The organism is Lewinella sp. IMCC34183 (assembly GCF_003390915.1).
In the GTDB taxonomy this organism is placed as follows: domain Bacteria; phylum Bacteroidota; class Bacteroidia; order Chitinophagales; family Saprospiraceae; genus Neolewinella.
On record NZ_QMEM01000018.1, the window covers coordinates 1 to 13,611 of the forward strand.

General features: G+C 61.7%; 15 protein-coding genes. 5 read left to right on the forward strand and 10 right to left on the reverse strand.

The genetic code is table 11. The annotated features are described in order from the left end of the window. The first annotated feature begins 523 nt into the window (after nucleotides 1-523). Entirely contained in the window at nucleotides 524-1,363 is an 840-nt protein-coding gene (locus DQG19_RS20420; RefSeq protein WP_116128400.1) for a DUF2911 domain-containing protein, read from the forward strand. A gap of 118 nt (nucleotides 1,364-1,481) precedes the next feature. Here DQG19_RS20420 and DQG19_RS20425 read toward each other — a convergent pair whose 3' ends face one another. Then, nucleotides 1,482-2,495, reverse strand: coding sequence for an SDR family oxidoreductase (locus tag DQG19_RS20425; protein ID WP_116128402.1), 1,014 nt, complete (start codon nucleotides 2,493-2,495; stop codon nucleotides 1,482-1,484). A gap of 67 nt (nucleotides 2,496-2,562) precedes the next feature. Here DQG19_RS20425 and DQG19_RS20430 point away from each other — a divergent pair, with 67 nt between their 5' ends. Then, the gene (locus DQG19_RS20430; protein ID WP_116128404.1) at nucleotides 2,563-3,084 is read left to right on the forward strand and encodes a GAF domain-containing protein; all 522 of its coding nucleotides are present in this window, start codon (nucleotides 2,563-2,565) and stop codon (nucleotides 3,082-3,084) included. A 323-nt stretch (nucleotides 3,085-3,407) separates the two neighbouring features. After that, the gene (locus tag DQG19_RS20435; protein ID WP_116128406.1) at nucleotides 3,408-4,169 is read left to right on the forward strand and encodes a segregation and condensation protein A; all 762 of its coding nucleotides are present in this window, start codon (nucleotides 3,408-3,410) and stop codon (nucleotides 4,167-4,169) included. Nucleotides 4,170-4,257: 88 nt separating this feature from the next. Here DQG19_RS20435 and apaG read toward each other — a convergent pair whose 3' ends face one another. The 6 genes from apaG to DQG19_RS20465 form a co-directional block, all read right to left on the reverse strand. Then, nucleotides 4,258-4,650, reverse strand: coding sequence for a Co2+/Mg2+ efflux protein ApaG (gene apaG, locus DQG19_RS20440; protein ID WP_116128408.1), 393 nt, complete (start codon nucleotides 4,648-4,650; stop codon nucleotides 4,258-4,260). 13 nt (nucleotides 4,651-4,663) lie between these two features. Beyond that, nucleotides 4,664-5,035 (reverse strand): DUF3127 domain-containing protein, encoded by a 372-nt coding sequence (locus tag DQG19_RS20445; RefSeq protein WP_116128410.1) that lies wholly within the window; start codon nucleotides 5,033-5,035, stop codon nucleotides 4,664-4,666. Nucleotides 5,036-5,118: 83 nt separating this feature from the next. Then, a complete protein-coding gene (locus DQG19_RS20450; protein WP_116128412.1) occupies nucleotides 5,119-5,580 on the reverse strand; it encodes a Fur family transcriptional regulator in 462 nt (153 codons plus the stop codon). Nucleotides 5,581-5,598: 18 nt separating this feature from the next. Beyond that, nucleotides 5,599-7,824: a RelA/SpoT family protein gene (locus tag DQG19_RS20455; RefSeq protein WP_116128414.1), complete on the reverse strand. Its 2,226-nt coding sequence runs from the start codon at nucleotides 7,822-7,824 to the stop codon at nucleotides 5,599-5,601. Between the two features lie 68 nt (nucleotides 7,825-7,892). Next, complete coding sequence (locus tag DQG19_RS20460; RefSeq protein ID WP_116128417.1) at nucleotides 7,893-8,801, reverse strand: LpxD N-terminal domain-containing protein; 909 nt, start codon at nucleotides 8,799-8,801, stop codon at nucleotides 7,893-7,895. A gap of 22 nt (nucleotides 8,802-8,823) precedes the next feature. Then, nucleotides 8,824-9,447, reverse strand: a complete 624-nt coding sequence (locus DQG19_RS20465; protein ID WP_116128419.1) for an SH3 domain-containing protein — start codon at nucleotides 9,445-9,447, stop codon at nucleotides 8,824-8,826. Nucleotides 9,448-9,858: 411 nt separating this feature from the next. Here DQG19_RS20465 and DQG19_RS20470 point away from each other — a divergent pair, with 411 nt between their 5' ends. Both DQG19_RS20470 and DQG19_RS20475 read left to right on the forward strand, forming a co-directional pair. Next, complete coding sequence (locus DQG19_RS20470; RefSeq protein ID WP_116128421.1) at nucleotides 9,859-10,524, forward strand: hypothetical protein; 666 nt, start codon at nucleotides 9,859-9,861, stop codon at nucleotides 10,522-10,524. A gap of 24 nt (nucleotides 10,525-10,548) precedes the next feature. After that, on the forward strand, nucleotides 10,549-11,460 hold the full coding sequence (locus DQG19_RS20475; protein WP_116128423.1) for an NDP-sugar synthase: 912 nt from the start codon (nucleotides 10,549-10,551) through the stop codon (nucleotides 11,458-11,460). On the opposite strand, the gene DQG19_RS20480 is transcribed toward DQG19_RS20475, so the two are convergent. The 3 genes from DQG19_RS20480 to DQG19_RS20490 form a co-directional block, all read right to left on the reverse strand. Continuing rightward, nucleotides 11,449-12,267 carry a sulfurtransferase gene (locus DQG19_RS20480; RefSeq protein ID WP_116128425.1) on the reverse strand — a complete coding sequence of 273 codons (819 nt, stop codon included), beginning with the start codon at nucleotides 12,265-12,267 and terminating at the stop codon, nucleotides 11,449-11,451. The genes DQG19_RS20475 and DQG19_RS20480 overlap by 12 nt on opposite strands. Nucleotides 12,268-12,353: 86 nt before the next feature. Continuing rightward, nucleotides 12,354-12,779 carry a DUF2141 domain-containing protein gene (locus DQG19_RS20485; protein WP_157974636.1) on the reverse strand — a complete coding sequence of 142 codons (426 nt, stop codon included), beginning with the start codon at nucleotides 12,777-12,779 and terminating at the stop codon, nucleotides 12,354-12,356. A gap of 95 nt (nucleotides 12,780-12,874) precedes the next feature. Next, the gene (locus tag DQG19_RS20490; protein ID WP_116128429.1) at nucleotides 12,875-13,291 is read right to left on the reverse strand and encodes a BrxA/BrxB family bacilliredoxin; all 417 of its coding nucleotides are present in this window, start codon (nucleotides 13,289-13,291) and stop codon (nucleotides 12,875-12,877) included. Nucleotides 13,292-13,611: the final 320 nt, after the last annotated feature.

A 13,611-nucleotide genomic window follows, 5' to 3' on the forward strand; every position in this document is an offset into this window, starting at 1 on the left:
GCGCGGCTACACAGATTACGCTTCGCTCCGCACAGATTTTCACAGATTAGCTTCGCTGCTGCCTCCGGCAGTTTGCCCGCAGCACCAAAGATTCCACTGATTAGGCGCACCCTGCGGGCTGCCCCCCTCCCTCCGCGGTGAACCACGAGCGAAGCGAGCATCCAAGTGCGGCAGCAAATCGCATATCGCAAATCGCATCCTCCCTCTACCCGGCAAGGGGTTAACACAGATGCCGCTGCGCGGCTCCACGGATTACGCTACGCGCTACACGGATTTTCACAGATTTTGCCAGCACCGAGATTTCACCGATTGGGCACACCCTGCGGGTTGCCCGCCTCCGCCGCGGTGAACCACGAGCAAAGCGAGCATCCGCGTGCGGTAGCAAATCAAAAATCGAGAATCAAGAATCACATATCGCATATCGCCTCCCTCCCAACAAGTCGGCACACTGACCCAAGTCCATTGCACCCGCGCGCCGCCGCCGGGGTAGCTATCTTTACGGGCTAACCTAATAGCTGATTTCATGTACCTACGTATATTCACCCTCTGCCTGGCCCTCATCGCCGGCAGCCTGCACGCCCAGATCCAGAGTCCGCCCGCTTCCCCCGGCATGTCCTTCGAGACGACCGTTGGTCTCACCGACGTGAGCGTCGAGTACAGCCGGCCCGGCATGCGGGGCCGCGCCCTCTTCGCCGCCGACGGCCTCGTACCCTACGGCGAACTCTGGCGCACCGGTGCCAACCAGGCTACCAAGATCACCTTCGGCGATGACGTAATGGTCGCCGGTAAGGAAGTACCCGCCGGTACCTACGCCATCCTCAGCAAGCCCATGCCCGACAGCTGGGACGTGATGTTCTACCCCTACGCCGGTGGCGCCTGGACGAGCTACGTCGAGATGGACCCCGCCGTCACCGTCACGGCCGACGTGCAGGAATCCCCCACCACCGCCGAGTCGTTCACCATCAACGTAGGCAACTACACCCTCGACGGTGCCGACCTCACCATGACCTGGGGCAACACGATGGTCGCCCTGCCGATCCAGTCAAGTGCCAAAGACGACGTCATGGCCTCCATCGACCGCGTGATGGCCGGCCCGAGCGCCAACGACTACTTCCAGGCCGCCACCTTCCTCAGCGAGGTCGGCGACAACGAGAAGGCCCTGGAGTACGTACAGAAAGCCAACGGCATGACCGCCAATCCCGCCTACTGGATGGTCCGCCGCGAAGCCGTCATCCTCAACGACCTCGGCCGTGCCTCCGAAGCCGTAGAGGCCGCCAAGAAAAGCCGTGACCTCGCCCAGCAGGCCGGCAACATGGACTACGTTCGCATGAACGAGAAGTCGATCGAGGAGTGGGGCAAGTAAGCTGACCCGCCACCCCACACGCAAAGGGCGCAACGGATGATCCGTTGCGCCCTTTCTTTTTGGCGCGGTCGCAGGTGCGGTGACGCCCGCCAACCGGCTGCCTTCCGGCAAGTAATTCCTACCGCCGGTATACCGAAGAGGTAATCAGGCTGGTCGCCGCGATCACCGTACCGAACACCAGCACCGAGGCCAGCGCGCGTACGGTCGATCCCTTCATGACGATGCCGCTGGTCTTGGCCTTGTCGTCAAAATTACCGTGGCTGCCGTGGTCGCCGGGGACGGCCTCGAAGAGGTAGTCCTGGTCGTGCTTGGCGGCCTCATCGGTTTTCTGCCCGCTGACGCCGGTCTTGCCGAGGAAGAGGTCCATCAGGCCGGGGAAGAGCTTGCTGCCGATGATCGTCTGTACGGCGGGCAGGCCCACGTAATACTCGCGGTCGTTGGTATTGGAGGCCGTGACGACGGCGCGGGCGGCAACCTCCGGCTGGTAGATGGTGCCCATGGGGCGGGGTTCCTTGTCGATCTTGTTGCGGACCAGGCCGAATTGGGTGGTATTGATGCCGGGCAGCTGTACCATGGTGGTCTTCACGTTGCTGTTCTCGTGCTTCAACTCGGCGCGGAGGCTGTCGTAGAAGCCCTCGATGGCGTGCTTGGCGCCGCAGTAGGCCGTCTGCAGGGGAATACCGCGGTAAGCCAGGGCGGAGCCAACAAAGACGATACTGCCGCGGTTGCGGGGCTGCATCCGCTTCAGGGCGCACTTGGCACCGTAGACGGTACCAAGGTAGGTGACGTCGGTGACCCGCTTGAACTCGTCCATATCGATATCCTTGAACAGGCCGATGACGCTGCTCATGGCGTTGTTGACCCAAACGTCGATGGGGCCGAAGGTTTCTTCGATCTTGCTGGCAGCGGCGTCGAGGGCGCGGTAGTCGGCGATGTCGAGCGGCAGCACGAGGGCTTCCCCGCCAAGGGCCTCTACTTCCTTGCGGCAGGCTTCGAGTCCTTCCTTGTTGCGGGCGATCAGCCCGATACGGGCGTGCTCCTTGGCGAATTCACGGGCGACGGCGCGGCCGACACCGGCGGAAGCCCCGGTAATGACGATGGTACGGGGACGTTCGAATTTACTGCTGTGCATAGTATATTTTCTTTGTTATAGCTACCATTTACAACCCGATACGTAGGCTGTATTGTTCGGAATATCTATGAGTGCTACCGCCGAAATGCCCTACTTCGTTAAGCCCTCCCGCAACCTCCCGCCGGAGGAGAAGGAGCAGGCCTACGCCCAGGCCCACGCCGCCATTACCGCCACCCTCACCGGGACGACGAACGAGGGCGTGATGATGGTCACCATCAACAGCCTGCTGAAGACCTACCTCCCCTACTTCTACTGGACAGGTTTCTACCTGGTTGACCGGCCGGGGCGCCTCGTCGTGGGTCCCTACCAGGGTACGCTGGGCTGCCTCTACATCGATTTCGGGCGCGGCGTCTGCGGTACCGTGGCCGCCTCCGGCGAAACCAAGATCGTAGCCGATACTCACGTCCTCGAGGAGGGCAAGGAGCACATCGCCTGTGACCCCAACAGCCGCTCGGAGATCGTGGTGCCGGTCTGGCGCGCCGATGGCTCCCTGCTGGGCGTTTACGACGTGGACAGCACCGAGCAGGGCAGCTTCGACGGTACCGATCAGCTCTGGCTGGAACGGATATTGGAGGTATTTAAAATGTAAGATTTAAAATTGCCCGCGTTGCTGATGCGGTACGGGGACCTCGGGACTTGGAGACACAACGAAGGAATACGGAAGATTTTAAACGTAAGATTTCAGATTTGAAATTACCCACGTTGCTGATGCGGGACGGAGGAATGCAGGAAATTTAAAATGTAAGATTTGAGATTTAAGATTGCCCGCGTCGCTGATGCGGTACGGAGAAACGCGGGAAATTTTAAATAGTAAATTTTAAATTTAAAATTGCCAGCGTTGCCAATGCAGGACTCGGGGGCACGGTGAAGCTTCTGCAAATGGTACCTTGCAAATCGTAAATCGTACATCCCTTGGGCTACAACATCCGGCTCCCCCAGTTCGAAGGCCCCTTCGACCTCCTGCTGTTCTTTATCGAGCGGGACGAGCTGGACATCTACGACATACCCATTTCCCAAGTCACTAACGACTTCCTCGACTACATGCGCGAGGCGGAACGGATGGACATCGACCTGGCTAGTGAGTTCGTGCTGGTAGCGGCTACCCTGTGCCGCATCAAGGCCAAGATGCTGATCCCCCGCAAGCCGGTAGACGAGGAAGGTAACGAGATCGACCCCCGCGAGGAACTCGTGGCACGCCTCCTCGAGTACAAGCGCTACAAAAGCGTGCTGAAGGAGCTGCGCGAGCTGGAAACTCAGCGGGGCCTGCGCAGCTACCGCGGTAACATCACTCAGGAACTGGACGAGCTGGCCACCCGCGCCCTGGTGGACGTGGAGCTGGAAAGCGTCACCCTGTTCAAGCTGCTGCGCGCCTACGAGCGAATGATGGGCCGGCTGGAGGACGCCAATCAGCGACCCGTGGTCCACGAGATCGCCCAGTTCACCCACACCATCGAGGAGCAGCAGGACCGTATCCTGGCGCTGGTCGCCGGTATGGAGTTCGGGAAGGCGCGCCCCACCTTCGACGACATCTTCGGCGTATGCGAGACGCGGCTGCACGCCATCGTCACCTTTCTGGGCCTGCTGGAACTGCTGAACACCTACCAGGTGCGGCTCGTCCCGGGCGCAGGGGTGAACGACTTCAGCCTGGAGGCCGGGTCGGCGGAAGAGGAGTAAGCGGGGCCGATAAAAAAACCCCGCTTCGGATCCGTTCCCGGGGGAACGACCGAAGCGGGGTCCGTAATAGCTTTGGAAGGCTAGGCCGTTAATTCAGCACCGCGGGGTCAATGTGCAGAAAGCGGGGTACGGTGACGTGGAAATACTGCTCCACGCCGTCCTGTTCGCGGAACATGACGTAGCTGCCCTGCATGGCCCCGATCGGGGTCTCGAACTGCACCCAGCTGTTGTATTCGTAGGATTCGCCGGGGGCGATCACGGGCTGTTGCCCGACCACGCCGTCGCCCTCAACGTGCCGGCGTCCGCCGCCGGCGTCGATTACTTCCCAGCTGCGGCTGAGGAGTTGAATGGGCAGGTCGCCGCAATTTTCGATACGGATGCGGTACGCATGTACGTACTGCCCCTGCTCGGGCTGGGAATAACGCTCCTGGTAAAAGCTCTCCGCGCTCACGCGGACGTGCTGGGTGATGAGACTGGTCATGGGTACGGATTGTTTAAAACGGCAGATCGTCGTCAGCCTCGACGACGGGGGCATCGTTGGCGGAAGGGAAGCCACCGGGCTCGTCCTGGGCCGTGTTGCCGGCCGGGACGGGGTTGGCAGTCATGGCCTCCACGCGCCAGGCGTTCAGGTTGGTGAAATACTTGTCCTGCCACTGCCGGCCGCGCAGGTCAAAGTGGACCTTGATCTCGTCGCCCTCATTGTAATCGTCAATGATGGCGGTACGGTCCTGGGTACACTGGAACTTTACGAAGTTCTCGTATTGCCCGTCCTGGTTACTGATCACGAAATCGCGGACGCGAAAGCTCTCGCCCTTGGTTTCGGTTTCGTACTTCTTGACGAGCTTTCCGGTAATTTCGAATGACATGCGCTAAGATTTTCTTTTGTATCAAGCAAATTAAGGCCCCTTCCGGTTCGGGAAGCGGCTGAATTTAAGTGTAGGTTGACGACTTACCGGGTCCTTTCACAGGCCCCGGCGCACTCTCCGAAGAGGTTAAGGCTGTGCCCCGTCACCCGGAAGTTGAGGATTTCCCCCATCATATTCTTGATCTGCTGCACCCGGGGGTCACAGAATTCCGTGACGCGGCCGCAGGTATTGCAGATCAGGTGATCGTGCTGCTTGTAGCCGTAGCTTTTCTCGTACTGCGCCAGGTTCTTGCCGAACTGGTGCTTCTTCACCAGGTCGCAGCTGACCAGCAATTCCAGCGTATTGTAGACCGTCGCGCGGCTCACGCGGTAGTTGTTGGTTTTCATGTGGATGTAGAGCGACTCAGCGTCGAAGTGGTCGTCGCGGTTGTAGATTTCCTCGAGTATGGCAAACCTTTCCGGCGTGCGCCGGGCCTTACGTTCGCGAAGGTGCTCGGAAAATATATCCTTGACCTGCTGAATGTCGGTAGTGGGGTTGGATTGCATAGACGGGAAAAAACTAACTTACTCTACCCGGGAAACAGTTGAGACGTTGTCTAAGTTTTGCAGGGCCCGGCCGGCCAGGAGTAGCTGGTCGGTGTTCCGCACCAGCAGGCTGATGCGGGCGGTGAAGGTGCCGCTCTCCGCGGCGATCTGGAAACTGCGGATATCGAGGTCCATCTGGGTGATCTCGTGGCTGATGCGCTCCACTACGCCCTTGCCGCTGTCGAGGCCCGTCAGTTTCAGCTCCGCCACGAAGCTGTGCTGGGTGGTGCTCACCCATTCCGCCTTCATGATGCGGTAGTCGTAGTTGGCCATCAGGTTCTCCGCGTTGGGGCAGATGACGCGGTGGATCTTCAGGCCGGCATTACTGGTCAGGTAAGCAAATACCTGGTCGCCCTGCACGGGGTTGCAGCAGCTGGCCATGGTGTACTCCAGCTGGTCGCCCGGCTCGCCGTTGATGAGCAGGCGGGTCGTCCCCTTGGGGCGGGCAGCACCGCTACGGCGGTTGCGGCTCTCGCTTTCCTTCTCCTGGATCTGCGGCTGGGGCGGTGCGGCGGGTACCAGCTTGCCGTGCTCTACGGTGAAGGGCTTGAGCACCTGGGGGATGGTCAGGGTTTCCTGTCCGATCTCGTAGTACAGGTCGACGTGGCTACCCTCGGTGAAGTGGCGGGAGATCAGCTCGACGGCCGCCCGCTCGTCCTCTACGTGGAGCTTCTTCAGCTTGCGCTGTAGAGCCTCGCGGGCCAGTTCGCCCTGCTGCCGCTTCTCTTCCTTGAGCGACTGCCGGATCTTGGCGCGGGCCTTGCCGGTCTTGACCATATCCAGCCAGTTCGGGTTCGGCTTCTGGTGGGGATTGGTATTGACCTTGAGCCGGTCGCCGTTGCGCAGCACGTAGGACATCGGCACGATGCGCTCGTCGCACAGGATACTCTGGCAGTGGTAGCCGACCATGCTGTGCACGCTGAAGGCGAAGTCGAGGGCGGTAGAGCCCTTCGGCAACGCTTTCATGTCGCCGTCGGGCGTGTACACGTAGACCTCCTCGTTGAAAAAGCTGTTGGCCCGGAAGTCGCCGAGAAACTGCACCGTATCGCTGTTCGGGTTCTCGAGGATGTCGCGGACGCTCTCGAACCACTGCTCGTAGACGTCGCGCTGGTTGCTGATCCCCTTGTACTTCCAGTGGGCGGCGAAGCCGCGCTCGGCGATTTCGTTCATCCGTTCGCTGCGGATCTGCACCTCCACGAAGCGGGCGTCGGGACCGACCACGGTGGTGTGGAGGCTTTCGTAGCCGTTGGATTTGGGGATGGTGATCCAGTCCTTCAGGCGGGAGGGCACGGCCTGGTAAGCGTCGGTCACGGCGCTGTAGCTGGCCCAGGCGGCAAGCTTCTCCTTTTCGCGGGGCACGTCCACGATGATGCGGACCGCGAACAGGTCGTAGATCTGCTCGAAGGGGACCTGCTTTTTCTTGATCTTGTTGGCGATGCTGTAGATCGACTTCGGCCGGCCAAAGATGCGGTAGGGATATCCCAGTTCGTCCAGTTTCGGGCGGAGCGGAGCGATGAAGCTCTCGATGTACTTCTCCCGGGCGGCCTTGGTCTCCTGCAACTTGCGGGCAACGGCGTTGTACTCGTCGCGCTCCAGCACCTTCATGCACAGGTCGAGGAACTCGGAGCGGAAGTTGTACAGGCCCAGGCGGTGGGCCAGGGGGGCGTAGATGTAGCTAGTTTCCGCGGCGATCTTGAGCTGCTTGTGCTCGGGCATGCTCTTGATGGTCCGCATGTTGTGCAGGCGGTCGGCCATCTTGATGAGCACGATACGGACGTCGACGATGAGCGTACTGAGAACCTTCTTGAAGTTTTCGGCCTGCTTGCTCTCGGACTGGTAGGCGCTGTCGAGCTTGGTGAGGCCGTTGACCATCTGGGCGATACGCTCGCCGAAGTCGTCCTGCAGCTCCTCGATCGTGACCGGCGTATCCTCCACCACGTCATGCAGCAGGGCGGCGCAGATGGCCGTGGGTCCGAGGCCGATCTCCTCGGCGCAGATGCGGGCCACGGCGATGGGGTGGAAGATGTAGGGTTCTTCCGACTTCCGCCGCTGGTGGCGGTGGCTGTAGTTGGCCAGCTTGAAGGCACGGTCCATCTGCTCCCGGTCCTCCTGGGAGAAGGGGGTGCGCAGACTCGCGATCATGTCCTCGTAGGCACTCCGGATCGCCGCCTGTTCCTCTTTCGTAATGTCTAAAACCTCAGCCATACTCACTATCAACAAGTTTACGGCATTTTCGGACGAGTACGGACTCCGCGGGAAGCGTCGGTTGCCCGCTATTCTCCGAGCCGCCGCAGCTTCACCAGGTCGCGGAAGGCCTTGCGGGCCTCCTGCACCGGCGAGCCGAACCATGATTTTCCGCCCTCCAGGTCGCGGCCGACGCCACTCTGGGCCATTATGACGGTGCGTTCGCCCAACGTCACGTTCTGCGCCACGCCGGCCTGCCCCTGCAAGATCGACCAGTCGCCGATCACGCAGTTGCCCGCCACGCCTACCTGCGCCGCCATGAGCACGTGCGCGCCGACCCGGCAGTCGTGACCGATCTGCACGTGCGCGTCGAGCTTGCTGCCGCGGCCGATCACCGTGGTAGAGCTCACGCCGCGCGCGATGGTACAGCAGGGCCCGAGAAAAACGTCGTCCTCCAGCCTAACGCTGCCCCCGCTCCGCCAGGGCGTGAGCCCTGCGGCCGTACGCTTGAAGTAGAAGGCCTCGCCGCCGATGACGCAGCCGGAGCTTACGGTGACCCGGTCCCCCAGTACGCAGCCGTCGCCGATCACGCAATTGGGTTCCAGGTGGCAGTCCCGACCGATGACCACGCCCTGACCGATGACCACGCCGGGAGCGATGACCGTCCCCTCCCCCACCGCGTCGGGTTCCGGTTTCCGCGGCCACGGCACCCGCGGCCGCGCCTCCCACAGCAGGCGGTTGAAGCAGGCGAAGGGCTCGGGATGGACCAGCAGGGCCCTGCCGGGGGGGCAGGCCTCCTCGCGGTCGATCAGGATCACGGTAGCCGCCGAGGCCAGCGTGGGCCCGTAATAGCGCGGGTGATCGACGAAGCAGAGATCGCCCGTGTCCGCCTGGTGGATCTCGCTGAGGCCGGTCACCTGGAGATCGCCGTCCCCTACGAGCCGCGCCCCGAGGCGTTCGGCCAGGGCGGCGGCGGTAGTGGGGGCGGAGAGCTGCATGGCGGTGGATTGGGGAGCGGACCTAATTGAGGACCCCCTCCAGTTTGTACTTATAGTATTCGACGCCGGCGCCGTACACCCAGCCCAGCTTCCCGTCGCGGAGGCGCACCTTCACCCAGGGGGCGGTGGGCGTCACCTCGCCGAGGTCGATCTGGTACAGGCTGTCGGTCACCTCGTTCATGTAGACCACCGGCTCGTACAGGCTAAGCCGGCCGATCACGGCGGCCCCGAGCCGGGGTTGTACCCGCACGTTGAGCCCGTCGATGGTGCTGTAGAGCGTGGTTTCTTTCTGGACTACTACCCGCTGGGCGGTCTGTCCGGGCACGTAGATCGTGCTGTCCCCCGGCAGCGGCTGAGTGCGGGCGCGCAGGAGTGCAGCCTCGCGGGCCAGCGCCTCCTGTTCGGCGTCAGAGAGCAGCGATTCGGCCGGTCCGACCAGGGCCTGGGCTTCCCGCAGCCGGCGGATGCTGTCGCGGAGGAGGCTGTCGCGGCGCTCCAGGTAGTCTTCCCGCGTTTCCTGCTCCTCGATCATGGCATAGTTGCTCTCGTTGGCACTGCACCGCCGCATGGCCCAGATCATGAAGATGAGGGTGACCAGGGAAACCATAATAAAGGGGACCAGCTGGGGGGTGCTGCGGGTGGCCATGGGGAGATTTACAATTTACTATAGACCAACTACCATGTACAAGTCGGCTCCGACACGGTAAACGCACAAGGTACGGGTATGCGTCCGGGATGCACAAGCAAGAAGCCGCACCGTCCGCCGCCGCCCGGCAAGGAGCACGTCAAACTCCCCGACGAAAGCTGAAAACCACCACCGCATAATCGCGGTTACAGACGCACCCATAAGCCATTGACAAGCGCGCAGCGAAACGACCGCCAACCCCAGGCAGCTCCAGAGCACAAGCAGAGCAAGCATCCCGGCAAAAACGAGCGAAGCGAGCATCCTTGCCAGACGAGCAAGGCAAGCAGAGCCGGCAGACGAGCGAAGCGAGCAAAGCCGCAAATTGTACCTTGTAAATGGTAAATTGTAAATCATAACCCCCCTTTCCCCTCCATGCCCCGCCACTACTCCCAGTTATACCGCGAGCTGCGCGCCCTGGACCCGGCGGACTACCACCGGATCATTCGCACCTACGAAGAGCGCGAGCAGGAGATCGGCCGGCTGGACGTGCTGGAAAACTTCGAACTGACGGTCCTTTACGTCGATGCCCTCTTCGAAACGGGCGCTTACCGGCAGCACCAGCTCATGGTCGACCTCGTCATCCACGCCAGCATCCGCTTCGACATCCGTCACGTGCCGGGGCGCGACGAGGAGATCTACGAGTACCAGCTCTTCCGCAAGGCCGCCAGCGCCTTCCGCATCAACGACTACGCCACGGCCGAGCACGTGCTGCGGGAGCTCATCCGCATGCGGCCGCAGCGCGACGTGTACGTCCGTTTTCTGCGCGCCACCCTGTTCCGGCAGCAGACCAGCGTGCTGCAGTTCGGCCGCGCGGCCTGTATCCTGTGTATGCTGCTCACCGCGGCGGTGGTGACCCTTAACCTCCTGGTGATCAAGAATTTTTACCCGACCTACGCCGCGGCGGCTACCTGGACGAGCTTTTACGTCTTCGCCACTGGCCTGCTGATGCTGTTTGGCGCCTATGGGTACGCATATTACCTTACCTACCGCGCGGCCACCAATTTTCGGACCGGGCAGTTAAACAAACGGCTCCCGTAGCCGCTCTTAAAGTAAACCACATACATGGCAACCAAACCCACCTTAGTCATTCTGGCCGCCGGAATGGGCAGCCGCTACGGCGGTCTGAAGCAGATCGACGGCGTTGGCCCCACCGAAGAGGGCATTATCGAATACTCTATTTATGACGCCATCCGCGCCGGCTTCGGCAAGGTGGTCTTCGTGATCCGCAAAGACATCGAAGCCCCCTTCCGTGAGAAGTTCGATGGCAAGTTCAAGGACCAGATCGAGGTCGCCTACGCCTTTCAGGGGATGGACAGCTTCGTTCCCGAGGGCATCGACCCCGAGAAGCGCGAAAAGCCCTGGGGTACCTCCCACGCCATGCTGGTCGCCAAGGACGTTGTCGACGAGCCCTTCGCCGTCATCAACGCCGACGATTACTACGGCGTAGAGGCCTTTCAGAAGATGGCTTCCTTCCTCGTCGCCGAGGCCGACCCCGAGACCTTCGCCATGGTAGGCTACGTGCTGCACCGCACGCTGTCCGATCACGGTACCGTCAACCGCGGCGTCACCGTTGTGGCCGAGGATTACCTTCTCCGCGACGTCAACGAGCGCCTCAAGATCCAGCGCGGCACCGATACCAAGGTTACCTACCTCGGCGAAGACGGCCACCGCTACGAACTGGCCGACGATTCCGTCGTCTCCATGAATTTCTGGGGTTTCCACCCGTCCATCTTCGACCGCCTCGAAAAGGGCTTTGAGAAGTTTGCCAAGGACAACGTCGGCAACCCCCGCGCCGAATACCTCATTCCCGAGCTCGTCGACGGCATGATCAAGGACGGCAGTGCCACGGTCAAGGTCCTCGTTAGTGAAGACAAGTGGTACGGCGTCACCTACCAGGAAGACAAGCCCAAGGTACAGGAGGCCTTCGCCATGCTGGTCGCCGAAAACACCTACCCTACCCCGCTATTTAAGTAGCAGGTACTCACTCCAGCTGCCCGGATACAGCGCCGGCAGCTCCCCGAAGGCGTAGTAGTAGGCCAGGATATTATGACAGGCCGTTACGCCGGAGCCGCAGTAGAACACGTTCTGCTGCGGCTCTTTCTTTAGGTCCGCGAAGCGTTCGCGCAGTTCTTCCTTCGTCTTGAATTTCCCGTCGCGCAGATTTTCCGGCCACGGCAGGTTGACGGCCCCCTCGATGTGGCCGGCTACGGGGTCGATGGGTTCCACTTCACCGGAGTAGCGGTCGGCCGTCCGGGAATCGATGAGCCGGTAGGCATCGTCCGTCCGCAGGGCCTCCGTCTGGGCGCGGTCGCAGGTGCGGAGGGTTCCCTCGGACGCAAGGGGGTAGGGTTCGGCGGCCGCGTCCAGCTCGGGACCCCAGGCCGTCCGTCCGGCGATGGCCTCCCAGGCGGGATAGCCGCCATCCAGAACCGCAACGCGGTCGTGGCCCAGGTCCTTCAGCAGCCACCAGGCGCGGGCGGCGATGCCGCCGCCCTTATCGTCGTAGACGACCACGTCGCGGTCGGGCGTCAGGCCGCAGTTGCCCATCAGCAGGGCGAAAGCGCCGCGGTCGGGCAGGGGGTGGCGGCCGGTCTGCCCCGGCACGATCTCTCCCGACAAATCCTCGTTGAGGTGGAGGTAGCGGGCACCGGGGATGTGGCTTTCCAGGTAATCCTGCCGTCCCTGTTCGGCATTGGTGAGGTCGAAGCGGCAATCGAGGACCAAAGGGTTCTCGGGGAGGAGGTCGGAAAGCTCGGTGGCGGAAATGAGGGGGGTGGTCATGAGACAAAGGTAGGGCTCCGCAAATAGCGTAAGCATCTTCGCGGTTGGAAACCGCGTCTCACTTCGCGGTTGGAAACCGCTTTGTACTAGTAGTCGCTCCAGGGGCGGAGCTCGATCCGGATCTGCCCGGAGCCGTCTACCTGGGTAGCTACCTCGTCAAAGGACGGGCTGCGCCACTTGCTCGGGGGAATTTTGGCGAAGCCGTAGGGCTCGGTCGGTACGCCCAGGAAGTTGCGGTCCAGCTCGCCGTTGTCGTTGAGGTCCTGAAAAGCGGCCAGTACGTATTCGCCCGCTTCGGGAAGCTGCAGCGCTACCGCGCCGTGCGTGGCCTTATCCGCGGGCTCGGTGGTACCGTTGGAAACGAATTCTTCCTCCTGAAAACCATGGGCGGTGGCGTAGGCGGCTACGTAGAATTTGCCCCCCGTAGTGGAGCTTACAATTTGCACGTCTACGTTGTGGGCCGCGGGCGCGGGTGCGAGAAAGGGAAACAGTAAGAGAATCAGGTAAGCCACAGGGATAGGTTGAGTAAGTACGCTACCGGGGTAAACGTAGAACGCCCCGTGAAAGTAACTCCGCGGGGCGTTAAAGCTTTCTTATTGGTGGTGACCTAGGCGCAATAGCGGTCGAAGGCCATCTTCAGGTTCTGGGCAATCACTTCCGCGGGCCGGCCCTCGATGTGGTGGCGTTCGAGGAAGTGAACCAGCTTTCCGTCCTTAAACAGGGCGATGCTGGGGCTGCTCGGGGGGTACGGCAGCAGGTGCTCGCGGGCCTGGGCGGTAGCTTCCCGGTCTACGCCGGCGAATACCGTGTACAGCCGGTCGGGCTTATGCTCGTGCTGGGCGGCGAGCTTGGCACCGGGGCGGGCGTTGGCGGCGGCACAACCGCAGACGGAGTTGACGACCAGCAGGGCGGTGCCTTCCTCCTGTCCGAGTGCGGCATCTACTTCACTGGCGGTATTAAGGGACTCAAAGCCATAGTTGGTCAGGTCCTTGGACATCGGGATGGTTAGCTCGACGGGGTACATATGCTGTTGTTTTCTTGTTCGGGGTTGTGTTATTTACAATTTGGTAGGGGGTTTGGTTGTTGTTGCGTCTTGGGGTTGTTGCGTTGTTGCGGTTTCCCGCAGGGCTCTTGCCCCATCGCTGCGCTCGGGTCAGCCAGGGAACCAATCGGGTGGAGGACCTCCGGGTCCGACCCGGGAGAGCAACAATCGCACCGGAGGTGCTCAACCCCTGGCACGCGTTACCCGAAACTACGGGCGGAGGACCTCCGGGTCCGACCCGGGATAGCAACAATCGCACCGGAGGTGCTCAACCCCTGGCACGCGTTACCCGAAACTACGGG

Coding starts and splice junctions, on each gene's coding strand:
- DQG19_RS20420 (WP_116128400.1), top strand. CDS start 524: ATGTACCTACGTATATTCACCCTCTGCCTGGCCCTCATCGCCGGCAGC.
- DQG19_RS20425 (WP_116128402.1), bottom strand. CDS start 2,495: ATGCACAGCAGTAAATTCGAACGTCCCCGTACCATCGTCATTACCGGG.
- DQG19_RS20430 (WP_116128404.1), top strand. CDS start 2,563: ATGAGTGCTACCGCCGAAATGCCCTACTTCGTTAAGCCCTCCCGCAAC.
- apaG (WP_116128408.1), bottom strand. CDS start 4,650: ATGACCAGTCTCATCACCCAGCACGTCCGCGTGAGCGCGGAGAGCTTT.
- DQG19_RS20445 (WP_116128410.1), bottom strand. CDS start 5,035: ATGTCATTCGAAATTACCGGAAAGCTCGTCAAGAAGTACGAAACCGAA.
- DQG19_RS20450 (WP_116128412.1), bottom strand. CDS start 5,580: ATGCAATCCAACCCCACTACCGACATTCAGCAGGTCAAGGATATATTT.
- DQG19_RS20455 (WP_116128414.1), bottom strand. CDS start 7,824: ATGGCTGAGGTTTTAGACATTACGAAAGAGGAACAGGCGGCGATCCGG.
- DQG19_RS20460 (WP_116128417.1), bottom strand. CDS start 8,801: ATGCAGCTCTCCGCCCCCACTACCGCCGCCGCCCTGGCCGAACGCCTC.
- DQG19_RS20465 (WP_116128419.1), bottom strand. CDS start 9,447: ATGGCCACCCGCAGCACCCCCCAGCTGGTCCCCTTTATTATGGTTTCC.
- DQG19_RS20470 (WP_116128421.1), top strand. CDS start 9,859: ATGCCCCGCCACTACTCCCAGTTATACCGCGAGCTGCGCGCCCTGGAC.
- DQG19_RS20475 (WP_116128423.1), top strand. CDS start 10,549: ATGGCAACCAAACCCACCTTAGTCATTCTGGCCGCCGGAATGGGCAGC.
- DQG19_RS20480 (WP_116128425.1), bottom strand. CDS start 12,267: ATGACCACCCCCCTCATTTCCGCCACCGAGCTTTCCGACCTCCTCCCC.
- DQG19_RS20490 (WP_116128429.1), bottom strand. CDS start 13,291: ATGTACCCCGTCGAGCTAACCATCCCGATGTCCAAGGACCTGACCAAC.